The sequence below is a fragment of the Parabacteroides sp. CT06 genome, assembly GCF_002257605.1.
GTDB classification, from domain to species: domain Bacteria; phylum Bacteroidota; class Bacteroidia; order Bacteroidales; family Tannerellaceae; genus Parabacteroides; species Parabacteroides distasonis.
In genome coordinates this window covers 955,439-977,560 of record NZ_CP022754.1, presented here as the reverse complement: position 1 = coordinate 977,560, position 22,122 = coordinate 955,439, and the positions used below count along the sequence as shown (strand labels likewise).

Genomic DNA, 22,122 nt, shown 5'->3' with positions numbered 1-22,122 from the left:
AAAATTTTGATGTTGATACCTCGATTACATTCCCAAACCCTTGCGCCTTTTCTTTTTCTTCTTGCGCTGCATCGCCCGGATAAAGGCTTCCTCCTCGGCATCCACAGCCGGACCTTCGGGAGTGAGCAGACCGATACCTCCCGCCGTGTTCTCGTGGTCGGATGCTGTCTGTTCGCGCATATCCTCTACTGTTTCCACCGGAACGGAAAGCGGAATCGGTGGCTGTCCGGCATAAGGCAGCGTGAAGTGTTCCTGCAAAGCGTTGGCGGAAAGTTCCTTGCCCATGCGCGAGCCGTTCAGCACGCAGCCCGTGCGATGGTCGATAAACGTGGCTCCGTAGATGCGCCCTTCCTCCGTGTAGCGCAGCACGGTGTCGATACCCTTCTCCCTGAGCCGCGAAACGAACTTCTCCTTGTCATACGTGCCTTCAAGCACGGAAAGGACGGTGCGTTTTGTCATGTCGGCGAGTTTCCGGTCCTTAATCTCCTGCTTGGAACGGGCAAACTTCTTCTGCACGGCTTCATAGCCTGCGGACTTCCCGAAAAGCGAGGACTTGAACGGGTTGCCCGTCTTGTTCCCGGCATCATCGGTGACGGAATAGACCAGCCCGTGATACTCACGCCCGCACACGTTTCCCCGCGCTTCCTCCACCGTCATATTATATAAGGAAAGGAGGGCGCGATATTCGCCCATCGTCTGGAAACGGTACTGTCCACTCAGAGCCTTGACGGTATTCCCGACCTGCCTTTTCACGTCGCCCGCCGAAGCGTCCACCTTTCGCAGAGGGTTCTCTATCCGTTGATTCTTACGTTCCGCCGGGTGCAGCCCGTACTTTTGTTCCAGTTCCCGCCGGATGCGGTCGCTGCGGCGGAAAAGGAAATCCTGATTGAGCCGCCTGCCTTTCTCGTCCACATTGATTGTCACGATGTGCAGGTGGTGGCGGTCTATGTCCTCGTGCTTTACAATAAGATACGGCTGGTCCCCGTAGCCGAGTTTTTCCAGATACTCGCGTGCGATGTCCTGCAATTCCGTATCGGTCAGCACATCGTCGGGATGCGGGTTGAGCGAGATATGGAGTACCGGTTTCTCCACCCTCGTATGCTCCGGCATACAGGCGAGAAAACCCTCCATCGCCTTGCGTATGTCCACCGTCCCCGTGCCGTCATTGTAGATGCGGTTGGTGGTGAGCAGACGCCCTTTCGCCTCGTTGATCTTTTCCCCGTTGTAGGCAAGTGCGCCGTACAGCGACTTTCCTACACTGATTTTTGCGACCATTTCGCCTCCATTTCCCTTGAAAGTTCCACAATCTGACGGCTCAGTTTCACGAGTTCGACGGTCTGTTGCTCCAGCTTGTAGAGCAACGCCATTGCCTTTTTCTCGGAAAAATGCAGCCTGAGTTCCTTCACGACTTGGTTGTAGTTCGTGCCTACCGCGCGGAACTGCGCATGGAAATCGGACAGTCTGGTGTAGTAATCCACCAGCGTCCTGTCCACTTTCAGCACCCTGAACGGCTGCCCGAAGAAGTGCGCCTTGATGAAAACCGACTTGGCGTAAACGCCCGACTTCTCGAACATGGCGAGGAAACGGTTGTGTTCCTCCTCGTTGAAACGGACGGTGTAGCGGAATACCGCCGGATCAAGTTTGGGATTTCTCCCGGTCTTGTTTCTTTTCTCTTTCATATAAACTTTGGATTTAGCGGATGGACGGCATAAGCCGCCGCTTGGGGTCACAGACACCGCAGGTTTGAAAAGCTTCCCGACTTCGGAGAGGAAGCCCGCCCCCTGCAAGGGCAAGTGCTTTTCGTGGCTGCTCAAAACGTTTTGAGCGGCTGAAAAGACATCTTGCTATGTTCAGGCGAACATAAAAATCCGTCGGGGCCGGATTGGGGGAATGCCTTTCAAACTCCGGGCTGCGCCACCTGCGGCGAACCCTGCCGTTCGGGTGCAAAGTTACGCCCTTAAAGCGGTATCGGACAGAGGCTTGACCCGGACAATCAGTGCCAACCGGCGCAACATGCCGCCACTTGTCGGGGAAGTGATACAGGTTCAAAAATATCCTTGTTTATTTGCAGCATGATTCAAGAAACGAACGATTTGAAGATATGAAAAATGAGGCTTTCAAATACCCGGCAAACCGCTTCGGCGGCTATTTGCCTGACCGGATACCCGAACCTTCGGATACCCGGTTTTACAATGACGCGGTGATTCACGGATTCAATGACTTCATGACGCAATGTCGTCATTCATCAGTTATCCGAATCCCTGCCCCACCGTTGAAGCGGATACGTGACGAACCGGACAGTCAGAGATTCGCGGACGCGGATATACATGTCACCGATTCCGTATCGGAGCAGGAAAACAATTCATCAACCATTAAAACCAACAGAACCATGAGTAATGAAACATTCGTTGCATTCGCAACACAGAAAGGGGGTATCGGCAAATCCACCGTCACGGCACTTGCCGCCAACTACCTCCACAACGTGAAAGGACACAATGTCGCAGTCATAGACTGCGACACCCCGCAGCACAGCATACACGGGTTGCGTGAACGTGAAACGGGACTTATCGGCGGGAGCCTCTATTTCAAGGCACTCGCGTGTGACCACTTCCGCAAGATAAGGAAGAACGCCTACCCGGTCATCGCAAGCGACGCCCTTAACGCCCTCGATGATGCCGAAAGGATGCTTGCCGAAGAAGAGGTGAAACCCGACATCGTGTTTTTCGACATGCCGGGAACCCTGAAAAGCAACGGCGTGGTCAAGACCCTCTCGCAGATGGACTACATCTTCGCGCCCATGAGTGCCGACCGTTTTGTCGTGGAAAGCACCCTGCAATTCGCTGTGATGTTCCGTGACAACCTCATGACGACGGGACAGGCGAAAACAAAAGGGCTGTACCTGTTCTGGACGATGGTGGACGGCAGGGAGAAGAACGGGCTTTACGACCTGTATGAGGATGTGATCGCCGAGATGGGGCTGCCGGTGCTGTCCACCCGCCTGCCCGACAGCAAGAAGTTCCGGCGCGACCTCTCGGAAGAGCGCAAGAGCGTGTTCCGCTCGACCATCTTCCCGATGGATGCGTCCCTGCTGAAAGGGAGCGGCATCCGTGAGTTCTCGGAAGAGATAAGCCGTATCATCAGACCTCAATAATCATGGGCAGCAGGAAAGTGAACACCGAAGGCATTGACGAGGAACTGTTGATAGCCTCCATCGGCAGACGCAGGCAGGACGGGACCCTGTACCACGCGCAGGAGCCGCCCGCGCCTGCTCCCGAAGAAAAAAGCGTCCCTGAAACGGAACCGCCGCCCGCGCAATACACGGCAAAGGAAAAACCGCAGAGGGACACTGTCCGCCGCAAACGGCAGGAGGACGACTATTCCGGGCTGTTCCTCCGCCGCAACGAGATAAAGACGCGCCAGTGCGTCTATATCAGCCGCGATGTCCACAGCAAGATTCTCAAAATCGTGAACGACATCGCCGGGCGTGAAATCTCGGTAGGCGGCTACGTGGACACCGTGCTGCGCCAACATCTGGAACAGCACAAGGAGAAAATAAACGAACTGTACAAGAAACAACGTGAAGACTTGATTTGAATATGGAAAAGAACCAGAAAAACAGAAGTCCGCAGCATGACGGCGGCGGTATGCTTGCCCAAGTGCAGGCGAGTGTGGAAATCCTATCCCCCGTGCCGTTAGGCGGCAAATGCGGTGAAAAGGACTATGAACGGCTGTTCATCCGTGAAGCCGAAGTGAAGGCACGCGAGGGAAAGATGGCGTATGTGCGTCCGGAGTACCACGACCGCATCATGCGCATCACCCGTGTGATCGGGCATGACAAATTGTCGCTGTCCGCCTACATCGACCATGTGCTTACGCACCACTTCAACCAGTGCGAGGAGGCGATAAAGAGCCTTTACGCCCAGAATTACGACGCAGTATTTTAACCCTCAAAAAGAGAACGTGCATGAGTGAAACAATAAGCATGACTGATATTCTGCTGACCGTATCGGTCGGCTGCAACCTGTGGTTCCTGTTCCTGCTCCTTTATGACAGGATCATGGAAACCAGACTTGTCCGCTTCCTAAGAAGCATAGCCGGAGTGTGGCGGTCGTTGGGCGGCACGGCGGCAAAGCCCGAAACGGTAAGGGACACACCGCCCGCAGACACCCCGGACATCATCGGCAAGAGCCGTTTCAGGATGGCATCGCCCCGGACAACCGCTGCCATACCGACGCAAGAAGCCGCCACTTCGGAAAAAGGCATTGAGCTGACGGAGGAAGAGACTACTTTTGACGACGGAAACACGGAAACCGTGTCCCGTCCCGCACAAGTCCCGGAGGATAAACTCGACGAAACCTTCACGAGCCTCACGCCTTCGGAACTGGAGTTCGGGGAGGACGAGCCGGAGGAAGAAACGCCCGACGCGCCGAGGGCATCGGGAAGCAGTTTCGACGAGATAGACGATGCGGTCAGAACCGCCAAGAACCCGGAAGCGACAACGACGGAACGGGAGCGGGCGGCAAAGGTCTTCACCGACATGGAAGGGACGGAGCTGTACGAGAAGCTGATGACCGGCTCGTCTGAAATGAGCATCCGCATCAAGGGACTTATCGAAATCCGGCTGAAGAAGAATAAACCGAAAAAGGATTTTGTCGTCCCGGACAGTATTGAGAACTTCGACATCCGCAACTATGTATAACGACTAAAAAAGAATGAGAATGAAAACGTAAGACGGCATCACCCACGCGCACGGCGGTACAAGGTACAGCCAATTCGCAACGGACACACCCAAGTCCGTAGAAACAAACGGGCAACCCACTAAACCAAAGTAAAGTAATCGAGTATCAACCGCCCGACAAAGGACCATCCACCCTTTGGACGGCACAAAACAAGAACAGTTTATGAACAAGAACAACAGACAGAAACTTATCCTCTCTGCGGCACTTCTGGTTGCCGCAACCGCCTCCGCCTTCGCGCAGGGAAACGGCATCGCGGGCATCAACGAAGCCACCTCTATGGTGAGTTCGTACTTCGACCCCGGCACGAAACTCATCTACGCCATCGGCGCGGTAGTCGGGCTTATCGGGGGCGTGAAAGTGTATGGGAAATTCTCGTCCGGCGATCCCGACACATCCAAGACTGCCGCCTCGTGGTTCGGGGCGTGCATCTTCCTGATTGTCGCCGCCACCATCCTGCGCTCATTCTTCCTTTAATAAACAATGTATGGCTGAATACCCGATAAACAAGGGTATCGGCCGTCCGGTAGAGTTCAAGGGTTTGAAGGCTCAGTACCTCTTCATCTTCTGCGGAGGTCTGCTGGCTCTCTTCGTCCTGTTCGTCATCCTCTACATGGTCGGCATCGACCAGTGGGTATGTATCGGCTTCGGCGTGGCATCGTCTTCCATCCTCGTATGGCAGACCTTCGCGCTGAACGCCCGGTACGGCGAACACGGACTGATGAAATTAGGGGCAACAAGGAGCCATCCCCGATACCTTATCAACCGGCGGCGGATCACCCGATTATTCAAACGGAAACGAAAGGAAGAAACGACATGAGGAATACATCCAAAATGACAACACTGGAAAACAAGTTCCCGCTATTGGCGGTGGAGCAAGGTTGCATCATCTCCAAAGACGCCGACATCACGGTGGCTTTCGAGGTGGAACTGCCGGAGCTTTATACCGTGACGGGTGCGGAGTACGAGGCTATACACGGCTGCTGGTGCAAGGCGATCAAGGTGCTGCCGGACTTCTCCGTCGTCCACAAGCAGGACTGGTTCATCAAGGAGAAGTACACGCCGGAACTTCACAAGGACGACATGAGTTTTTTGAGCCGCTCTTTCGAGCGGCACTTCAACGAGCGACCGTACCTGAAGCACACGTGCTACCTCTACCTGACCAAGACGACGAAGGAGCGTAACCGGATGCAGAGCAATTTCAGCACGCTGTGCCGGGGGCATATCATCCCGAAGGAACTGGACAAGGAAACAGCCGCGAAGTTCATGGAGGCTGCGGAACAGTTCGAGCGCATCATCAACGACAGCGGCTTTGTCAGGCTGCGCCGCCTCTCCACCGACGAGATCGTGGGGACAGACGGCAAAGCCGGACTGATAGAGCGTTACTTCTCGCTCATGCCCGAAGGCGACGCCACGTTACAGGACATAGACCTCTCGGCACGGGAGATGCGCATCGGCGACAATCGCCTGTGCCTGCACACCCTGTCCGACGCGGAAGACCTTCCCGGCACGGTGGCTACCGACACACGGTATGAGAAACTCTCCACCGACCGCTCGGACTGCCGCCTCTCCTTCGCCTCCCCGGTGGGGCTGCTGCTCTCCTGCAACCACATTTACAACCAGTACGTGATTATCGACAACAGCGAGGAGAACCTTCAAAAATTCGAGAAGTCCGCAAGGAATATGCAGTCGTTATCCCGATACAGCCGGAGCAACAGCATCAACCGCGAGTGGATAGACCGCTACCTGAACGAGGCGCACTCCTACGGGCTGACCTCGGTGCGGGCGCACTTCAACGTCATGGCGTGGAGCGACGACGCGGAAGAGCTGAAGCACATAAAGAACGACGTGGGCAGCCAGCTGGCAAGCATGGAGTGCGTGCCGCGCCACAACACCATCGACTGCCCGACACTTTATTGGGCGGCTATGCCCGGCAACGCGGCGGACTTTCCGGCGGAAGAGAGTTTCCACACCTTCATCGAACAGGCGGTGTGCCTCTTCACGGAGGAAACCAACTACCGCAGCTCGCTCTCGCCCTTCGGCATCAAGATGGTGGACAGGCTCACGGGAAAACCGCTGCACCTCGACATCAGTGACCTGCCGATGAAGCGGGGCATCACCACGAACCGTAACAAGTTCGTATTAGGTCCTTCGGGCAGTGGCAAGTCGTTCTTCATGAACCACCTCGTGCGGCAATACTACGAGCAGGGCGCGCATGTGGTATTGGTGGACACGGGAAACTCCTATCAAGGGCTATGCGAGATGATACGGCGCAAGACGGGCGGCACGGACGGCGTGTATTTTACCTACACGGAGGAGAAGCCCATCAGCTTCAACCCGTTCTATACCGACGACTACGTGTTCGACGTGGAGAAAAAGGACAGCATAAAGACGCTGCTGCTGACGCTCTGGAAGTCGGAGGACGACAAGGTGACGAAAACCGAAAGCGGGGAATTGGGCAGTGCCGTGAGTGCCTACATCGAGCGCATCAGGGCTGACCGGAGCATCGTCCCCTCGTTCAACACCTTCTACGAGTACATGCGCGACGACTACCGCAGGGAACTGGCGGAACGCGACATCAAGGTGGAGAAGGAGGACTTCAACATCGACAACATGCTCACCACCATGCGGCAGTATTACCGGGGCGGACGCTACGACTTCCTGCTCAACTCGGCGGAGAACATCGACCTGCTGGGCAAACGGTTCATCGTCTTCGAGATCGATTCCATCAAGGACAACCGCGAACTGTTCCCGGTAGTGACCATCATCATCATGGAAGCCTTCATCAACAAGATGCGGCGTCTGAAAGGTGTGAGAAAGCAGCTTATCGTGGAAGAGGCTTGGAAGGCTCTCTCGTCGGCGAACATGGCTGATTACCTGCGCTATATGTACAAGACGGTGCGCAAATACTTCGGTGAGGCAATCGTGGTGACGCAGGAGGTGGACGACATCATTTCCTCGCCCGTCGTCAAGGAGAGCATCATCAACAACTCGGACTGTAAAATCCTGCTTGACCAGCGCAAGTACATGAACAAGTTCGACCAGATTCAGGCGTTGCTCGGACTGACGGAGAAGGAGAAGTCGCAGATACTCTCCATCAACATGGCGAACAACCCCTCACGGCTCTACAAGGAGGTGTGGATAGGCTTGGGCGGCACGCAGTCGGCGGTCTATGCCACCGAGGTGAGCGCGGAAGAGTATCTGGCGTACACCACCGAGGAAACGGAAAAGGTGGAGGTGTACCGTCTGGCGGAGCAATTGGGCGGCGACATCGAAGCCGCCATCCGACAGCTTGCCGAAAGACGGAGAAACAAGCAGTAAGTAATCAATAATCGGTAAAACAGATTTATCAACGAAAAAAGAAAAGCGTATGAGCATATCAAGAATGAAGATGCTGCAAGTCAGCAAGTGTCTGATCGGATTGGCGGTCATGGTGCTGCAATCCTGCGACGTGGCGGAGAACCGCCGCGACCTGCTGTGCGGGAATTGGGAAAGCGTGGAGGGCAAGCCCGACGTGCTTATCTACAAGGAGGGCGAAGCCTACAAGGTGACGGTATTCAAACGGAGCGGCATCCGCCGCAGGCTGAAACCGGAAACCTACCTCTTGCAGGAGGAGAACGGCAACCTGTTCATGAACACCGGCTTCCGCATCGACGTGGCGTATAACGAAGCCACCGACGTGCTGACCTTCTCACCGAACGGGGACTACGTGCGTGTGAAGCCGCAGCCGGAAACTCCGGCAGGAAAATAAGAACCGCTAAAATCCAAAGAAACATGAGAACAAGAATAACATTCGTCATCTGCCTGTGCCTGCTTCTCGCGGGCAGGGCTTCCGCCCAATGGGTCGTGAGCGATCCGGGCAATCTGGCGCAGGGCATCATCAATGCCTCGAAGAACATCATCCACACCTCGAAGACCGCCACGAACATGGTGAATAACTTTCAGGAAACGGTGAAAATCTACGAGCAGGGCAAGAAGTATTACGACGCCCTCAAATCCGTGAACAATCTGGTCAAGGACGCCCGCAAGGTGCAGCAGACCATACTGATGGTAGGCGACATCACGGACATCTACGTGACCAGCTTCCAGAAGATGCTGCGCGACGACAACTTCACGGTGGAGGAACTCGGAGCCATCGCCTTCGGGTACACGAAGCTGCTGGAGGAATCCAATGACGTGCTTACGGAGTTGAAGAACGTGGTGAACATCACCACGCTCTCCATGACGGACAAGGAGCGCATGGACGTGGTGGAACGCTGCCACTCCAAGATGAAGCGTTACCGCAACCTCGTGAGCTACTACACCAACAAGAATATCAGCGTGAGCTACCTGCGTGCGAAGAAGAAAAACGACCTTGACCGCATCATGGGGCTGTACGGGAGCATGAACGAAAGATACTGGTAGCCTATGGAGTTCGACAACCTTCACCAGATTCTCCGCTCGCTCTACGAGCAGATGATGCCGCTGTGCGCCGACATGGCGGGCGTGGCGAAAGGCATCGCCGGGCTGGGCGCGCTCTTCTATGTCGCCTACCGGGTATGGCAGTCGTTGGCGAGAGCCGAACCGATAGACGTCTTCCCGATGCTCCGTCCCTTTGCCGTCGGTCTGTGCATCATGTTCTTCCCTACGGTGGTGCTTGGCACGATAAACAGCGTCCTCTCGCCCGTCGTGCAGGGTACGGCGAAACTGCTCGAAACGCAGACTTTGGACATGAACAAGTACCGGGAGCAGAAGGACAGGCTGGAATACGAGGCGATGGTGCGCAACCCCGAAACCGCCTACCTCGTGTCCAACGAGGAGTTTGACAAGCAACTGGAGGAATTGGGCTGGTCGCCCTCCGACATGGTGACGATGGCGGGGATGTATATCGACCGGGGGATGTACAAGATGAAGAAGGGCATCCGCGACTTCTTCCGCGAGATACTGGAACTGATGTTCCAAGCCGCCGCCCTCGTGATAGACACCATCCGCACCTTCTTCCTCGTGGTGCTGGCGATACTCGGTCCGATAGCCTTCGCCATATCGGTGTGGGACGGCTTCCAAAGCACGCTCACGCAGTGGATATGCCGCTACATTCAGGTCTATCTGTGGCTGCCCGTGTCGGACATATTCAGCACCATACTCGCCAAGATTCAGGTGTTGATGCTCCAGAGCGACATCGAGCGCATGCAGACCGACCCCAACTTCTCGCTGGATTCCAGCGACGGGGTGTATATCGTGTTCATGATAATCGGCATCATCGGCTACTTCACCATTCCGACGGTGGCGGGCTGGATCATCCAAGCCGGGGGCATGGGCGGCTACGGGCGCAACGTGAACCAGATGGCGGGACGCGCCGGAGGCATGGCGGGAAGCGTGGCGGGTGCTACCGCAGGCAACATGGTCGGACGTGCCGGGAAACTGCTGAAATAATCAATGTGGAATTATAAACGGAAAAAGTAAAATGGAATTCAAGTCACTCAAAAACATCGAATCATCGTTCAGGCAGATACGCCTGTTCGGTATCGTCTTCCTCTCGCTGTGCGCAGTGATAACGGTATGGAGCGTGTGGAGTTCCTACCGCTTCGCGGAGCGGCAGCGGGAAAAGATCTATGTGCTGGACAACGGCAAGTCGCTGATGCTGGCACTCTCGCAGGACCTCTCGCAGAACCGTCCGGCGGAAGCGAGGGAGCATGTGCGCCGCTTCCACGAGCTGTTCTTCACGCTCTCGCCCGAAAAGAGCGCGATAGAACACAACGTGAAGCGTGCGTTGCTGCTGGCAGACAAGAGCGTGTACAACTACTATTCGGACTTCGCCGAGAAGGGGTACTACAACCGCATCATCGCCGGTAACATCAACCAAGTGCTGAAGGTGGACAGCGTGGTGTGCGACTTCAACGGCTATCCCTACCGCACCGTGACCTACGCCACGCAGAAAATCATCCGGCAGAGCAACGTCACAGAGCGCAGCCTCGTGACCACGTGCCGCCTCTTGAACTCGTCCCGTTCGGACGACAACCCCAACGGGTTCACCATCGAGGGATTCACCATCATCGAGAACAAAGATTTACAAACCATCAAAAGGTAAACGGACATGAAGAAAATCAAGAAATCACTGTGGAGTGCGTACTGGAAACTCCACGACAAAAAGAAAATGCTGGTGGAACGGCTCAAAGGGTATCTGGACGGCTTGCCGCCGAAGACACGCAGGCGCATCGTGCTGGCGATGCTCATCGCATTCGCCGCACTTGCCCTCTACACCTTCGGTAAAGCCGTCTATGACATCGGCAGGAATGACGGCAGCCGGATGGAGATAGACCATGCCGGACAGGTGGAACTGTCCGTGAAGCCGGATAACAATCACAATGTAATACCTTATTTATATGGAACAGACGAAGAATGAACCCAAGAACGAAAACAAGGCGGCTCCCGGCAACGACAAGCCGAAAAAGGAGCGCAAGCCGCTGACCGAAGCCCAACGGCTGAAACGCCAGAAAATGATAGTGCTTCCCGCTATGGTGCTGGTATTCATCGGGGCTATGTGGCTGATATTCGCCCCGTCCTCCGGCAAGGAGCAGGAGCCGGGAACAAGCGGCTACAACATCGAGATGCCCGATGCGGACAAGGAGAACCGCCGGATTATCGGTGACAAGGCGAAAGCCTACGAGCAGGGGGCAATGGAGGAACGGCAGGAGAACCGCAGCCGCGCCATGCAGCAGTTGGGCGACCTGTTCGACCGCGAAACGGTGGAAGCGGATGGGGACAGCGACTTCGACCTTGCCAATCCCGGCGGAACGGAAGAGGCGGTGAAGCCAGCACCGAAGACCATCCAGTCCTCGGCAGCCGCCTACCGTGACCTCAATGCCACGCTCGGCAACTTCTACGAGCAGCCGAAGAACGACAATGCGGAGATGGACGAGCTGCTGGAACGCATCGCCACCCTCGAATCCGAACTGGAAAGCGGAAAAGAGAGAAGCTCCACGATGGACGAGCAGGTGGCACTCATGGAAAAATCCTACGAACTGGCGGCGAAGTACATGGGCGGTCAGAACGGCACGCAGGCGGCAGCGGGACAGACCGCAGAGCCGTCCCCCGTGCAGAAAACCGGAAAGAACACGGCAAAACCCGTCAGGCAAGTGACGCATCAGGTGGTGTCCTCGCTCGGACAGCCCATGAGCAATGCCGAATTTGTCGCTTCCTTCTCGCAGGAACGCAACCGCAGTTTCAACACGGCGGTGGGCGTTACAACCGTACCGGACAGGAACACCATACCGGCATGCGTCTATGGGGCGCAGAGCGTGACGGACGGGCAGGCGGTCAGGTTGCGGCTGTTGGAGCCGATGGCGGTAGCAGACCGGATCATCCCCCGTAATGCGGTGGTGGTCGGCGCAGCCAAGATTCAGGGTGAACGGCTCGGCATCGAAATCACCTCGCTGGAACACGACGGTACGGTTATCCCGGTGGAGTTGGAGGTCTATGACACGGACGGGCAGCCCGGCATATTCATCCCCAACTCGATGGAGATGAACGCCGTCAGGGAGGTTGCCGCCAACATGGGCGGTTCGCTCGGCAGTAGCATCAACATCTCCACCAATGCCGGGGCGCAGCTCGCCTCCGACTTGGGCAAGGGGCTGATACAAGGCACGAGCCAGTACATTGCCAAGAAGATGCGCACCGTCAAAGTGCATCTGAAAGCCGGGTACAGGGTCATGCTCTATCAGGAGAAGAACTGATGTATAATCATAAGAAATCCAATCAATAACAACAACCCACTAAATTCAAAGTAAAATGAGAAAAGTAATCATGATGTTTGCCCTCGCTATGGGCATCGCAACTGCCAACGCGCAGGAAAACGTAACCGTTGAAACGACCAACGGAAGTGAAGAACTGACCTTGACAAAAGAGGTCTATCCGCAGAAGGAGGCGGACGGCGACCTGTATCACGGTCTGACGAGAAAGCTGGGCTTTGACCGCATGGTTCCCCCGCACGGCTTGGAAGTGACCTACGACAAGACCGTGCATGTCATCTTCCCGGCGGAGGTGCGCTATGTCGATTTAGGCTCGCCCGACCTGATTGCGGGCAAAGCCGACGGAGCGGAGAACGTCATCCGTGTGAAGGCTACCGTGAGGAATTTCCCGAACGAAACCAACATGTCCGTCATCACGGAGGACGGGAGTTTCTACACCTTCAACGTGAAATACGCCGCCGAACCGCTGCTGCTCAACGTGGAGATGTGCGACTTCATCCATGACGGCGAGGCGGTGAACCGTCCGAACAACGCGCAGGAAATCTACCTGAAAGAATTAGGCAGCGAAAGTCCGATGCTGGTGCGCCTTATCATGAAGTCCATCCACAAGCAGAACAAACGTGAGGTGAAGCATATCGGCTGCAAGCGTTTCGGCATCCAGTACCTTCTGAAAGGCATCTACACGCACAACGGGCTTCTGTATTTCCACACGGAAATCAAGAACCAGAGCAACGTGCCTTTCGATGTGGACTACATCACATGGAAAATCGTGGACAAGAAGGTGGCGAAGCGTACCGCCGTGCAGGAGCGTATCATCCTGCCGCTCCGCGCGCAGAACTACGCCACGCTCGTGCCGGGCAAAAAAAGCGAACGCACGGTCTTCACGATGGCGAAGTTCACCATACCCGACGGCAAGTGCCTCGTGGTGGAGCTGAACGAGAAGAACGGCGGCCGTCACCAGTCCTTCGTGATCGAGAACGAGGACTTGGTGCGCGCCAATACCATCAACGAACTTCAAGTGCGCTGACCATGAGAAAGTACATCGCAATAATCATCGCGTCGCTTGCCCTGTTCACGGGGCAGGCGCACGCCCAGCGATGCCTGCCGAAGATGCAGGGCATCGAGGTCAGGGCGAATCTGGCGGACGGCTTCAAACCCGGCGGCAACGACGGCGGGTACAGTTTCGGGGCGGCTCTCTCCACCTACACGAAGAAGGGGAACAAATGGGTGTTCGGAGGTGAGTATCTCCTGAAAAACAACCCGTACAAGGACACCGCCATACCTGTGGCGCAGTTCACGGCGGAAGGCGGCTACTATTTCAAGATACTTTCCGATGCCCGTAAAATCGTGTTCGTCTATGCGGGGGCTTCGGCTCTCGCCGGGTATGAATCGGTGAATTGGGGCGAAAAAGTGCTGCATGACGGTTCGACACTGCACGACCGGGACGCCTTCATCTACGGCGGTGCGCTGACGCTCGATGTAGAGTTTTACGTGGCTGACCGTATCGCCCTGCTCGCCAACCTCCGGGAGCGTTGCCTGTGGGGTGGCGACACGAAGAAGTTCCATACCCAATTCGGGGTGGGCATCAAGTTCGTCATCAACTGACACGCGGCATGGAACGGACGGATATAGACACCATGAGGCAAATATCCCTCGCGGACTTTCTCGCGCGGTTGGGGCATGAGCCTGTCCGAAGGAGCGGAAACGAACTTTGGTATCGTGCGCCGTACCGCAGTGAGCGCACGCCCTCTTTCCGTGTGAACGTGGCGAAACGGCTCTGGTACGACTTCGGTTTGGGCAAGGGCGGTGACATCTTCACGCTTGCCGGGGAGTTTGCCCGAAGCGGTGACTTCATGGCGCAGGCAAGATTCATAGCGGAAACCGCCCGTATGCCGTTTGTCGCATCGGAAAAGCCGTTGTACCTGCCGGAACCGTCCGAACCTGCCTTTGAGGGGGTGGAAGCCGTCCCACTGCTCCGCTCACCATTAACAGAGTATCTGGCGGAACGGGGCATCCCTTATGCCGTTGCATCCCGTCACTGCTGCCGCTTGAACTACGGCGTGCGTGGAAAACGGTATTTCGCAATCGGTTTCCAGAACGTGGTTGGCGGCTATGAAATCCGGAGCCGTTATTTCAAGGGTTGCGTGCCGCCGAAGGATGTGTCGCTGGTCAAAATGGAAAGTTCTCCGACTGGCGTGTGCAGTTTATTTGAAGGATTTATGGACTTCCTTTCCGCTGCCACGCTTGGATTGGAAACAGGCGACAGCCTTGTGCTGAACTCCGTCGCCAACGTGGGTAAGGCGGTAAAACACTTAGACGGGTACGGGCGCATCGACTGCTTCCTCGACCGTGACGAAGCCGGGCGGAGGACGCTGGAAGCCCTCAAAGGACACTACGGCGGACGTGTCTGTAACTGTTCCGCACTCTATGACGGTTGCAAGGACTTGAACGAGTATCTGCAACTGACAGCAAAAAAGAAATGAACAATAACTTAAAAATCAAAGGACAATGAACATACTGAACAACAAGAACAAGAGAATATCCATCTTCAAGGCGTTGGCACTCTGCCTGTTCGCCGCCGTGTCGCTCACGCTCGCATCGTGTGACGATGACATGGACATCCAGCAATCCTATCCGTTCACGGTGGAAACGATGCCCGTACCGAACAAGGTCACAAAGGGGCAGACGGTGGAAATCCGCTGTGAACTGAAAAGGACGGGCGATTACGCCAACACGCTCTACACCATCCGGTATTTCCAGTTCGAAGGGGAAGGCACGCTGAAAATGGCGGGCGGCATTACTTTTCTGCCCAATGACCGCTACCTGCTCGAAAACGAGAAGTTCCGGCTGTACTATACGGCTGAGGGCGACGAGGCGCACAACTTCATCGTGGTGGTGGAGGACAATTTCAAAAATTCCTACGAATTGGAATTTGACTTCAACAACCGGAACGTGAAGGACGACATTCAGACCGTCATCCCCATAGGCAATTACAAACCTCTGCCAAGATGATGCGTGTATTCATGGCTATCCTCTGTTCGCTGCTGGCGGTCTGCTCCGTGTCCGCACGGGACAGCCGTCGGAAGGGGACGGACAGGCAGGCGGCAATCTACCGCCTGCCGCCTTTTGAGCGGGCGGTTCGCTGTACGAAGTATTTTGAAGGCTGGCACTCGGAGAAACACCACCCATACGTGGGCTGGGGTCATCAGGTGCAGCCGGGGGAAAGGTATTCGGCACGCACCATGACGAAGCGGCAGGCGGACGCACTCCTGCGGAAAGACTTGCGTAAGTTCTGCGCCATGTTCCGTAAGTTCGGGCGTGACAGTCTGCTCCTTGCCACGCTCGCCTACAATGTCGGTCCATACCGGCTTTTGGGGAGCGGGAAGATACCCAAAAGCACGCTGATCCGAAAATTGGAGGCGGGCGACAGGAACATTTACCGGGAATATATCGCTTTCTGCAACTACAAGGGGAAACGGCACGCCATGCTGCTCAAACGGAGAAAGGCGGAGTTTGCGCTGCTGTACATTCCGTAACATGGCAAATGCCTGACAAATGAAACTCCGATGAAGCCGCAACTTCATCGGAGTTTCCGCTTTTCATACATTCGGGATTTTTCCTTTGCCGATTACTTCACCGTCCCTGCAATGCTCTATGATGCCGGGCGAAAATCCCATCTCCCCGATTGCGATATGCCGGATATACTCCACATATTCCTGACCTTGAAAAATCCTGCCCGTGAGGTTTTTGAAAATCATCCTTATGCTTGTTCCGTCATCGCTGTGCAGGATGATTTTTCCGTTCTGTCTGATTTCTTCCATGATTGAAACTTGTTTTTGTGAATACTATCGTAGATTGGGACAGCGGTTTCTTTGCTACTTTCTTTGTCCGCCGTCATGCTCACCGAAAGAAAGTAGGGCGGCTTTGTCCGCCGCCACTCAAAAATGGGTGTAGAGTCCTGTTACCATCGTGAACATTTCTTCCAGCATATCGCAATATATGCCATCGTGTGTTTCGATGTCCTTCGTCTTGCACTCGAATGTCTTTTTGCTGAACGTCCTGCGGTAGAAACGCATATTGTAGAGGTCTAAGCCGGCATCGTAGATGATGTCAAGGCGGTTGGCACTCGTCTTGTTCCTCGCAAGGCTCATGCGCAGTCCGTTACCCATATCTATAAAGTCCTTGCTTCCCGTCATGGCGGCAAAGCGTCTGCCGCCTATCTGCTGTAAAATAGTCTTCGCTATCATGCTTTTCTTGGTTGTAGGTTGGCGGTGCGGACACCGCCAACTTGTTTAACATTCTGTTATCTCGGCAATGGGTGTGTTTCGTTTCAACCATTCCATCAGGCACTCCATATTGTACTCGCTTGTGATGACTGCCGTATGGCTGTTGATGGCGGTAAACCTGCTGCTCTCGTAGTCGTCTATCCACCCTTTTAGGGTATCAACTCCCCACGCTTCGGCATCGTCAAAGATGCCGTCCAATACTTTGATAGGCTCACTGAACTTCACTATCAGCGTTTGATAGGCTGCGTTCATCGTCTGTCCTCCTTTCCTTCCTTTGCCGTGAGCCACTCATCCCGTGCTTCTCGGCACTCGTCCAATGTGGGTTTGACACAAGAGAACAACTCTCCGTCTGTGGGGTGGCGGTAGTCGTACTGCACAAGTGTCCGCTTGCGTCTGCCGATACCTAATTGGAAACGCTCGTATTTCTCCGTACCTGCTTCCGTGCAGGTGCTTACTCCGTTGATGGTCATCCGTGTTGCCATAATCGTTGATTTTAGGGTGGTTAAAAATGTACTGACAAAACTCTGTTCTTCATCACCATTTCGGGGTCGCTCGTGTAGCGTTGGTGCAGGTAGAAATGGTGGGAACCGAAGCCGTAAAGGAAAAACCTGTCAAGTCCGTGCTTCTCGGCAAAGTTCTTTACACTCCGTCTTAACTGCTCCTCACTCGTTGCAAGAGTGAGGAGGTTCACAAATTCAAGGAACATCGTGGGGATTTTATCGTCCCACAGACAAACCATGCTTTCAATTTTTACTTCCATACTATTGGGTATTATAGGTTGATACTATGCCGCTTCCATCCGCTGGCGGATAAGGTTCACGTTGCTGTTCACAAGGTTTACAATGCGGTCGTGGTACTCGGTATTGGAATTGTGCAAGCCACGACTTTGCACCACTTCCAATGTCTTCAAGGAAACCTCCACCGTTTCTATGCGCTTGCCGTCAATGGTAGCGGATAGGATAAGAGAGTTCTTTTCAAGGAAATAGGAGTTGGAAAACACGCAATGGTGCAGTTCCGTCCCTTCCGCTGCAAACTCCGCAACGCTCTCCAACACACGCACCTGCAAAGTGCCGTCCGTGAAGGCGATGCCGAAGAATATGCCTTTGAGTTTGCGGTATGCCTTCTCGTGTTTCTTCGCTTGGCGGATGCGTTCCTCCAACTTCTTGCGTTCTATCTCCTTGTTGCGCTTGTGCATAAGTCTGTCGTGTTCGGCTTTGAGGTCGGAGGGACAGACGTACTTCGGGCTGTTCGTGTCCTTGCCGAAATGCCGCAGGAGGTCTATGGTGTCACGCCACATGGAGCCGTCAGCAATGGTGTAGCCGTTGCGGATACATATCTTTACGGATGCCCAATACCTCTCTATGTCAAAGGAACTGCGGATATAGTGGCGCAACATGGGGTATTGCCCTGCCTTCAACAGCGTTTCGGCTCGGCTGTCGGAAAGGATAGCCGTGAAAAGGTCGTAAGGCAGTATGTTGTGGTATTCGCCATTGAAGCCGTTGCGTTTCAGTTCGGGTATGAAACGCTGTCGGGGATAGGTGCAGACGGGGTTTATATCGTATGCACGGAGTTTGTTGTTCTTGCGTACCTCCATGTCGCTGTATTCCGCCCATAGGTCGTAGTAAAGTATGGACATTCCACGCAGTCGGGCAATGGTGACGGTTGTGCCTTTGGGCGAAATCCACCTTTGCACCACTTCATAAATGGAATACCCGGCTGCCTGCCCTGCCTTGTATTGGGACTTGACGAAGAAGAAGCGTATCACTTGGTACTGCTTGCAGGTGGTGATGATGCAGAAATACTCGTTCTCGCTGAACACGCTCTTTCGGGTGCGCAACGCTTCCAACTCCATGCCGCAATGCGGGCAGGTGCATCCGCAAACGGTGTCCGCAAGGTTGTGTTCACTCCTCCACGAATGTCCGCACTCGGTGCAGATGTTCGTGCCGTCCGCCCTCTTGATGGCGTAATGTTTGAAGCAATGGCGGAAAGCGTAAGCCCTCTGTGTGGCGGTCAATTTCGGCAGTCGCTCGCTCAATCGTGCGACTTCCTGCTGTATGGGTGTTCTCGGTTTCATAATCAGAAATTGAATAGGTTGGGTTGTTGTACTTCTTGTGCGGTCGCTTTGGTGGCGGTTCTCGGCTTGCTGCGGTTCTGCAACTTGCGGAGTTCCTCCTCTTGGTATCTGCGGACTGCGTTCTGCCGTGCTTCCGCCTTTTCCTCTGCCGTGAGTTCCACAACGTGGTTCACCGCCACTTGGCACTGAATGGGCTTGCCTACCTCTATCTCGTTCTCGTCATAGTAGTGGACGGCTTGCCCGAATATCTCCCCGTCCGTGAAGCCGTTGCAACCGCTCCGCTGCACGTAGTTGAGAATGTAGGTGACACAATCGTCTATGTTCTTGGCAGGGTTGCGGTAGTTCCTCGCAAAGAGCGTATCTTCCGCTGCACGCTGCTCCAGATACATCTGTATCGTTCTCTTGAAATGTTCTGTTCCTTTCATATCGCTGTCTTTTTTAGATTGTCTGTTTCAGTATTTCTCTCCAATAGGTCGGCTCTACCTCGCTCAGAAGGAAGTCTGTAAAGTCCCTCCGTGCGTCCTTGTTCAGTTCTCGGTAGAGTTCACGGAACACGGATATGTTGCCGTTGATGTACGTTTCCACCATGTACACGAAGATGTTGTCCACCTCGTAGTATCTGCACTGCTGCGCTGCCGTTTTGCTGCTTCTCTTTGCCATGTCAGTAGGGGTTAAAGGGTGAATAACCAAAGGATGAAGCCGAAGAAGGCAATAGTGGAAAGGATAGCCACGATTACACCTATCGCCACTCGGAACACTCCGTTTACAATCTCTCTAATAATGCCCCAAAAGATGCCGAACATCCCGAAGGCGGTGCGTACCATCAAGCCGCATATCGCAAGCCCTATGTACTGCGCCATTTGTCTGAAATTTGCCGTTGCCGTCATATCTTCGCTGTTTTTGATTTTTTTGTTTTTTAATGCGGATTCAAGAGCTGAGGGAGTTGAGTTTCAAACTATCTTATCTGCCTCTCGTTTATCCGACATTTTTTTTATGCGTCTTTCTGTCGCATCGGTCGTTTTCGTTTCGGGTGCTTGAAAAGGTAGGGATTAGGGAATGCAAGGTTTTTCGGGAAAAATACTACCCGCAGGGCTGGAGATTTTTTCCGAAAACAGGAGGCTTGACCTTGCATTCCCGTCCAATCCCGGAATTACCTTTGCGCCCAGAACGGAAATGACTATCTGATGCGGCTCACTGAAAGACGCGAAAATGGAGGTAAACGGAAGTGGAGGCAGATTGGACAGGAAAACTTCAAAAGAGAAATCCGTAAAAAAGGGAAAACGCCAAAAGGAAAAGGGACATAGCCGGAGGCGTGAAACCGGGCAAACCACCGGCAAGGAAGTATGATTTTATATGTCTGGCCGAGCGTGTACGGTCGGACGGATAAAATCATTCTTCCCGGTTTGCCTGCCGTGTGTGACGGCTTGTTCCATTTATGGATCGGGCGGTCAGACACGGCTTTCCGCTTACGGCTCAAAGGAACAGTGGAAAAAGAAAAATCGTCAGAAACCCGTAAAAGCACCTCTTTGGCATAAGCACAAAAGAAATGGGCCTTGCATCATTAGTCTAAACTGTTGTTTAGGCGTGAGGCAAAGCCCTTTTCTCCGCTTATGCGTAGTCGGCATACGTTCGACCAAAATCCTTTTGGGCGATGGTGTGCCGACGGACAAAACCGCTTTTACGGAAAAACTTGTATGAGAAGAAAAAATTAGGGAGATTCATTTCAAAATCTCCCGTTTTATTGTTACTTTTGCATACGAAGAGTTCTTTGAAGGTTACGCAACGCGCAGAAGGATGATGCAGTAGATAACTAACTAAATCGTAACCTATTACTATCATGAGCAATTAACCTACGCTCAGTTCCAATAAATTACACTCTTTTCGTAACTTCACAATACAAAAATACGAACAATTTCCCAATATTCACAGTTCAAAAAAAGACGTACGTGTTTTTTCCCCTCATATACTTATATTCTTTTATTTTGCCAAGAGGCTTTCTTTAAATAGATTACGCTAGCGACGAGCAATCCACTATAGTAAATAGCCTCTGTCAAGAAGCATACGGCTACCGGCAAACGTAAACGCATCCCCGCGACATATACAAAAAGCACATACAGAATCAATACCGCCGCTTCCATAAAAAGCGCAGAACGTGTATTTCCCGTACCCGACACCCCGTTGAACGCCACATTAGCTACCGATCCGATCAATAAAGAACCGACAATCACGTAGACGGATGGAACCGAGGCCGCCACTAATGAAGCGTCATTCGTATAAACAGACACGACCCATCCCGGCATCAAACTGACAATAGCGGCAAACACGACCATAATGCCCAAAGATAACTTACAGATCTTCCAGATAGTCGGTATAACTTGATTGATCGCTCCCGCCCCGATACTATTACTCACGAACGTGTTTGTCGTGGTCGCCAAGGAATTAACGGGAATCAACATCACGACGTAAATACTACGTACGATATTCGCCACCGCCAACTCCCGTTGCCCCAAATGCTCCACAGCGATAAAGAACATAAACCAAGTAGCGATAGACAAGAAATATTGCAGCATCGTGAACACGGAAATATCCAGCACCCGTTTCAACAAGCCAAAATCGAAAGAACGAATCTGGTTAAGCGCATATTTACGTATATCTACGGTAAGTCTCGTGTAAACCACGAAAAAGAGAATCGATACCGCCTCGGCTATGACGGAAGCGATAGCCGCCCCTTGAATACCCATCTTTGGGAATCCGGCATGTCCGAAAATCAAAAGATGATCCAGTAAGACATTCGTCATTGCCATCAAGACAGCGTTCAATGTCAACACCTTTGTACGGGTAATACCAATAAAAAGAGCCCGGAACATCACGTTCACGAAAGAGAAGAAGAAGCCAAACACACGCCAATTCAAAAATTCCTCCGTGGCATTCAAGATAGCGTCCGAAGAAATCAATACACGCATCACGTCTCCCGCGAAAAAACGAGAAAACAAGAACAATATAGCAGCCAGCGACAATAGGAAGAAAACGCCTTGTATCATGACAGGCCCTATCTGGTCATAACGTCCCTCTCCGTTTCTACGGCCAATCACGATTTGAGATCCCGTACTAAAACCGAAGGCGATCGTAAAAGCGCAGATATAATAAAGTCCTCCCATAGCGGAAGCCCCCAACTCGACTTCACCAACCCTACCTAGAAAAGCCGTATCAGTCACGTTTATCACGTTTTGCGCCAACAAGCTCAAAAAGATCGGGTAGCTAACATTCCATATATTCCTGTTCGTGTACATAACTCGCTT

The 22,122-nt window shown here is 53.7% G+C and carries 30 protein-coding genes; 18 read left to right on the top strand and 12 right to left on the bottom strand.

Translation table 11 applies throughout. From position 1 onward, the window contains the following. Positions 1-24 precede the first annotated feature (24 nt). Positions 25-1,275: a conjugal transfer protein MobB gene (mobB, locus tag CI960_RS04365; RefSeq protein ID WP_007366518.1), complete on the bottom strand. Its 1,251-nt coding sequence runs from the start codon at positions 1,273-1,275 to the stop codon at positions 25-27. Continuing rightward, on the bottom strand, positions 1,254-1,679 hold the full coding sequence (gene mobA / locus CI960_RS04360) for a conjugal transfer protein MobA (RefSeq protein ID WP_005944180.1): 426 nt from the start codon (positions 1,677-1,679) through the stop codon (positions 1,254-1,256). Before mobA ends, mobB begins: the two co-directional genes overlap by 22 nt. A gap of 422 nt (positions 1,680-2,101) precedes the next feature. On the opposite strand from mobA, the gene CI960_RS04350 reads away from it, so the two are divergent. The 18 genes from CI960_RS04350 to CI960_RS04265 all read left to right on the top strand — a co-directional run bounded on the left by CI960_RS04350 (position 2,102) and on the right by CI960_RS04265 (position 15,999). Continuing rightward, positions 2,102-3,151, top strand: coding sequence for a ParA family protein (locus tag CI960_RS04350; RefSeq protein WP_007366517.1), 1,050 nt, complete (start codon positions 2,102-2,104; stop codon positions 3,149-3,151). 2 nt (positions 3,152-3,153) lie between these two features. Beyond that, entirely contained in the window at positions 3,154-3,594 is a 441-nt protein-coding gene (locus CI960_RS04345) for a DUF3408 domain-containing protein (RefSeq protein WP_007366516.1), read from the top strand. Positions 3,595-3,596: 2 nt separating this feature from the next. Next, entirely contained in the window at positions 3,597-3,944 is a 348-nt protein-coding gene (locus tag CI960_RS04340) for a DUF3408 domain-containing protein (RefSeq protein WP_028899187.1), read from the top strand. 20 nt (positions 3,945-3,964) lie between these two features. Next, positions 3,965-4,699, top strand: coding sequence for a hypothetical protein (locus tag CI960_RS04335; protein ID WP_007366514.1), 735 nt, complete (start codon positions 3,965-3,967; stop codon positions 4,697-4,699). 202 nt (positions 4,700-4,901) lie between these two features. Continuing rightward, positions 4,902-5,213, top strand: a complete 312-nt coding sequence (locus CI960_RS04330) for a DUF4134 domain-containing protein (protein WP_009016663.1) — start codon at positions 4,902-4,904, stop codon at positions 5,211-5,213. A 10-nt stretch (positions 5,214-5,223) separates the two neighbouring features. After that, positions 5,224-5,556, top strand: coding sequence for a DUF4133 domain-containing protein (locus CI960_RS04325; protein ID WP_007366512.1), 333 nt, complete (start codon positions 5,224-5,226; stop codon positions 5,554-5,556). After that, positions 5,553-8,057, top strand: coding sequence for a TraG family conjugative transposon ATPase (locus CI960_RS04320; RefSeq protein ID WP_005850488.1), 2,505 nt, complete (start codon positions 5,553-5,555; stop codon positions 8,055-8,057). Before CI960_RS04325 ends, CI960_RS04320 begins: the two co-directional genes overlap by 4 nt. 49 nt (positions 8,058-8,106) lie before the next feature. Further along, positions 8,107-8,487 carry a DUF3876 domain-containing protein gene (locus CI960_RS04315; RefSeq protein WP_007366509.1) on the top strand — a complete coding sequence of 127 codons (381 nt, stop codon included), beginning with the start codon at positions 8,107-8,109 and terminating at the stop codon, positions 8,485-8,487. Between the two features lie 23 nt (positions 8,488-8,510). After that, positions 8,511-9,140, top strand: a complete 630-nt coding sequence (locus CI960_RS04310) for a DUF4141 domain-containing protein (RefSeq protein WP_007366508.1) — start codon at positions 8,511-8,513, stop codon at positions 9,138-9,140. A 3-nt stretch (positions 9,141-9,143) separates the two neighbouring features. Further along, a complete protein-coding gene (traJ, locus tag CI960_RS04305) occupies positions 9,144-10,148 on the top strand; it encodes a conjugative transposon protein TraJ (protein WP_007366507.1) in 1,005 nt (334 codons plus the stop codon). A 31-nt stretch (positions 10,149-10,179) separates the two neighbouring features. Continuing rightward, positions 10,180-10,803 (top strand): conjugative transposon protein TraK, encoded by a 624-nt coding sequence (traK, locus tag CI960_RS04300; RefSeq protein WP_007366506.1) that lies wholly within the window; start codon positions 10,180-10,182, stop codon positions 10,801-10,803. Positions 10,804-10,809: 6 nt separating this feature from the next. Beyond that, on the top strand, positions 10,810-11,118 hold the full coding sequence (locus tag CI960_RS04295) for a TraL conjugative transposon family protein (RefSeq protein WP_007366505.1): 309 nt from the start codon (positions 10,810-10,812) through the stop codon (positions 11,116-11,118). Further along, positions 11,099-12,448 (top strand): conjugative transposon protein TraM, encoded by a 1,350-nt coding sequence (gene traM / locus CI960_RS04290; RefSeq protein WP_007366504.1) that lies wholly within the window; start codon positions 11,099-11,101, stop codon positions 12,446-12,448. The genes CI960_RS04295 and traM overlap by 20 nt, the downstream gene beginning before the upstream one ends. A gap of 55 nt (positions 12,449-12,503) precedes the next feature. Beyond that, positions 12,504-13,490 (top strand): conjugative transposon protein TraN, encoded by a 987-nt coding sequence (gene traN, locus CI960_RS04285; protein WP_007366503.1) that lies wholly within the window; start codon positions 12,504-12,506, stop codon positions 13,488-13,490. A gap of 2 nt (positions 13,491-13,492) precedes the next feature. Beyond that, the gene (locus tag CI960_RS04280; protein WP_007366502.1) at positions 13,493-14,068 is read left to right on the top strand and encodes a conjugal transfer protein TraO; all 576 of its coding nucleotides are present in this window, start codon (positions 13,493-13,495) and stop codon (positions 14,066-14,068) included. Positions 14,069-14,076: 8 nt separating this feature from the next. After that, positions 14,077-14,946, top strand: a complete 870-nt coding sequence (locus tag CI960_RS04275) for a toprim domain-containing protein (protein WP_007366501.1) — start codon at positions 14,077-14,079, stop codon at positions 14,944-14,946. A 25-nt stretch (positions 14,947-14,971) separates the two neighbouring features. After that, positions 14,972-15,475 (top strand): DUF3872 domain-containing protein, encoded by a 504-nt coding sequence (locus CI960_RS04270; protein ID WP_007366500.1) that lies wholly within the window; start codon positions 14,972-14,974, stop codon positions 15,473-15,475. After that, on the top strand, positions 15,472-15,999 hold the full coding sequence (locus CI960_RS04265; RefSeq protein WP_007366499.1) for a lysozyme: 528 nt from the start codon (positions 15,472-15,474) through the stop codon (positions 15,997-15,999). The genes CI960_RS04270 and CI960_RS04265 overlap by 4 nt, the downstream gene beginning before the upstream one ends. Before the next feature lie 63 nt (positions 16,000-16,062). On the opposite strand, the gene CI960_RS04260 is transcribed toward CI960_RS04265, so the two are convergent. The 10 genes from CI960_RS04260 to CI960_RS04200 all read right to left on the bottom strand — a co-directional run bounded on the left by CI960_RS04260 (position 16,063) and on the right by CI960_RS04200 (position 22,113). Continuing rightward, positions 16,063-16,284: a hypothetical protein gene (locus CI960_RS04260; RefSeq protein ID WP_007366498.1), complete on the bottom strand. Its 222-nt coding sequence runs from the start codon at positions 16,282-16,284 to the stop codon at positions 16,063-16,065. A 117-nt stretch (positions 16,285-16,401) separates the two neighbouring features. Continuing rightward, a complete protein-coding gene (locus tag CI960_RS04255; protein ID WP_007366497.1) occupies positions 16,402-16,710 on the bottom strand; it encodes a hypothetical protein in 309 nt (102 codons plus the stop codon). Positions 16,711-16,755: 45 nt separating this feature from the next. Beyond that, positions 16,756-17,001: a hypothetical protein gene (locus tag CI960_RS04250; protein WP_007366496.1), complete on the bottom strand. Its 246-nt coding sequence runs from the start codon at positions 16,999-17,001 to the stop codon at positions 16,756-16,758. After that, the gene (locus tag CI960_RS04245) at positions 16,998-17,231 is read right to left on the bottom strand and encodes a DUF3873 domain-containing protein (protein WP_007366495.1); all 234 of its coding nucleotides are present in this window, start codon (positions 17,229-17,231) and stop codon (positions 16,998-17,000) included. Before CI960_RS04245 ends, CI960_RS04250 begins: the two co-directional genes overlap by 4 nt. Positions 17,232-17,251: 20 nt before the next feature. Then, the gene (locus tag CI960_RS04240; protein ID WP_007366494.1) at positions 17,252-17,509 is read right to left on the bottom strand and encodes a hypothetical protein; all 258 of its coding nucleotides are present in this window, start codon (positions 17,507-17,509) and stop codon (positions 17,252-17,254) included. A gap of 24 nt (positions 17,510-17,533) precedes the next feature. Further along, positions 17,534-18,823 carry a PcfJ domain-containing protein gene (locus tag CI960_RS04235; protein WP_014224642.1) on the bottom strand — a complete coding sequence of 430 codons (1,290 nt, stop codon included), beginning with the start codon at positions 18,821-18,823 and terminating at the stop codon, positions 17,534-17,536. Between the two features lie 2 nt (positions 18,824-18,825). Continuing rightward, the gene (locus CI960_RS04230) at positions 18,826-19,248 is read right to left on the bottom strand and encodes a PcfK-like family protein (protein ID WP_007366492.1); all 423 of its coding nucleotides are present in this window, start codon (positions 19,246-19,248) and stop codon (positions 18,826-18,828) included. Between the two features lie 13 nt (positions 19,249-19,261). Next, positions 19,262-19,483 carry a hypothetical protein gene (locus CI960_RS04225; protein ID WP_007366491.1) on the bottom strand — a complete coding sequence of 74 codons (222 nt, stop codon included), beginning with the start codon at positions 19,481-19,483 and terminating at the stop codon, positions 19,262-19,264. A gap of 11 nt (positions 19,484-19,494) precedes the next feature. Further along, positions 19,495-19,710 (bottom strand): hypothetical protein, encoded by a 216-nt coding sequence (locus CI960_RS04220; RefSeq protein ID WP_007366490.1) that lies wholly within the window; start codon positions 19,708-19,710, stop codon positions 19,495-19,497. Between the two features lie 1,080 nt (positions 19,711-20,790). After that, positions 20,791-22,113 (bottom strand): MATE family efflux transporter, encoded by a 1,323-nt coding sequence (locus CI960_RS04200; RefSeq protein ID WP_005861626.1) that lies wholly within the window; start codon positions 22,111-22,113, stop codon positions 20,791-20,793. Between the last annotated feature and the right edge of the window lie 9 nt (positions 22,114-22,122).

What these genes read in the sequence shown, in the direction of transcription:
- mobB (WP_007366518.1), bottom strand. Translation starts at nt 1,275, where the DNA reads ATGGTCGCAAAAATCAGTGTAGGAAAGTCGCTGTACGGCGCACTTGCC.
- mobA (WP_005944180.1), bottom strand. Translation starts at nt 1,679, where the DNA reads ATGAAAGAGAAAAGAAACAAGACCGGGAGAAATCCCAAACTTGATCCG.
- CI960_RS04350 (WP_007366517.1), top strand. Translation starts at nt 2,102, where the DNA reads ATGAAAAATGAGGCTTTCAAATACCCGGCAAACCGCTTCGGCGGCTAT.
- CI960_RS04345 (WP_007366516.1), top strand. Translation starts at nt 3,154, where the DNA reads ATGGGCAGCAGGAAAGTGAACACCGAAGGCATTGACGAGGAACTGTTG.
- CI960_RS04340 (WP_028899187.1), top strand. Translation starts at nt 3,597, where the DNA reads ATGGAAAAGAACCAGAAAAACAGAAGTCCGCAGCATGACGGCGGCGGT.
- CI960_RS04335 (WP_007366514.1), top strand. Translation starts at nt 3,965, where the DNA reads ATGAGTGAAACAATAAGCATGACTGATATTCTGCTGACCGTATCGGTC.
- CI960_RS04330 (WP_009016663.1), top strand. Translation starts at nt 4,902, where the DNA reads ATGAACAAGAACAACAGACAGAAACTTATCCTCTCTGCGGCACTTCTG.
- CI960_RS04325 (WP_007366512.1), top strand. Translation starts at nt 5,224, where the DNA reads ATGGCTGAATACCCGATAAACAAGGGTATCGGCCGTCCGGTAGAGTTC.
- CI960_RS04320 (WP_005850488.1), top strand. Translation starts at nt 5,553, where the DNA reads ATGAGGAATACATCCAAAATGACAACACTGGAAAACAAGTTCCCGCTA.
- CI960_RS04315 (WP_007366509.1), top strand. Translation starts at nt 8,107, where the DNA reads ATGAGCATATCAAGAATGAAGATGCTGCAAGTCAGCAAGTGTCTGATC.
- CI960_RS04310 (WP_007366508.1), top strand. Translation starts at nt 8,511, where the DNA reads ATGAGAACAAGAATAACATTCGTCATCTGCCTGTGCCTGCTTCTCGCG.
- traJ (WP_007366507.1), top strand. Translation starts at nt 9,144, where the DNA reads ATGGAGTTCGACAACCTTCACCAGATTCTCCGCTCGCTCTACGAGCAG.
- traK (WP_007366506.1), top strand. Translation starts at nt 10,180, where the DNA reads ATGGAATTCAAGTCACTCAAAAACATCGAATCATCGTTCAGGCAGATA.
- CI960_RS04295 (WP_007366505.1), top strand. Translation starts at nt 10,810, where the DNA reads ATGAAGAAAATCAAGAAATCACTGTGGAGTGCGTACTGGAAACTCCAC.
- traM (WP_007366504.1), top strand. Translation starts at nt 11,099, where the DNA reads ATGGAACAGACGAAGAATGAACCCAAGAACGAAAACAAGGCGGCTCCC.
- traN (WP_007366503.1), top strand. Translation starts at nt 12,504, where the DNA reads ATGAGAAAAGTAATCATGATGTTTGCCCTCGCTATGGGCATCGCAACT.
- CI960_RS04280 (WP_007366502.1), top strand. Translation starts at nt 13,493, where the DNA reads ATGAGAAAGTACATCGCAATAATCATCGCGTCGCTTGCCCTGTTCACG.
- CI960_RS04275 (WP_007366501.1), top strand. Translation starts at nt 14,077, where the DNA reads ATGGAACGGACGGATATAGACACCATGAGGCAAATATCCCTCGCGGAC.
- CI960_RS04270 (WP_007366500.1), top strand. Translation starts at nt 14,972, where the DNA reads ATGAACATACTGAACAACAAGAACAAGAGAATATCCATCTTCAAGGCG.
- CI960_RS04265 (WP_007366499.1), top strand. Translation starts at nt 15,472, where the DNA reads ATGATGCGTGTATTCATGGCTATCCTCTGTTCGCTGCTGGCGGTCTGC.
- CI960_RS04260 (WP_007366498.1), bottom strand. Translation starts at nt 16,284, where the DNA reads ATGGAAGAAATCAGACAGAACGGAAAAATCATCCTGCACAGCGATGAC.
- CI960_RS04255 (WP_007366497.1), bottom strand. Translation starts at nt 16,710, where the DNA reads ATGATAGCGAAGACTATTTTACAGCAGATAGGCGGCAGACGCTTTGCC.
- CI960_RS04250 (WP_007366496.1), bottom strand. Translation starts at nt 17,001, where the DNA reads ATGAACGCAGCCTATCAAACGCTGATAGTGAAGTTCAGTGAGCCTATC.
- CI960_RS04245 (WP_007366495.1), bottom strand. Translation starts at nt 17,231, where the DNA reads ATGGCAACACGGATGACCATCAACGGAGTAAGCACCTGCACGGAAGCA.
- CI960_RS04240 (WP_007366494.1), bottom strand. Translation starts at nt 17,509, where the DNA reads ATGGAAGTAAAAATTGAAAGCATGGTTTGTCTGTGGGACGATAAAATC.
- CI960_RS04235 (WP_014224642.1), bottom strand. Translation starts at nt 18,823, where the DNA reads ATGAAACCGAGAACACCCATACAGCAGGAAGTCGCACGATTGAGCGAG.
- CI960_RS04230 (WP_007366492.1), bottom strand. Translation starts at nt 19,248, where the DNA reads ATGAAAGGAACAGAACATTTCAAGAGAACGATACAGATGTATCTGGAG.
- CI960_RS04225 (WP_007366491.1), bottom strand. Translation starts at nt 19,483, where the DNA reads ATGGCAAAGAGAAGCAGCAAAACGGCAGCGCAGCAGTGCAGATACTAC.
- CI960_RS04220 (WP_007366490.1), bottom strand. Translation starts at nt 19,710, where the DNA reads ATGACGGCAACGGCAAATTTCAGACAAATGGCGCAGTACATAGGGCTT.
- CI960_RS04200 (WP_005861626.1), bottom strand. Translation starts at nt 22,113, where the DNA reads ATGTACACGAACAGGAATATATGGAATGTTAGCTACCCGATCTTTTTG.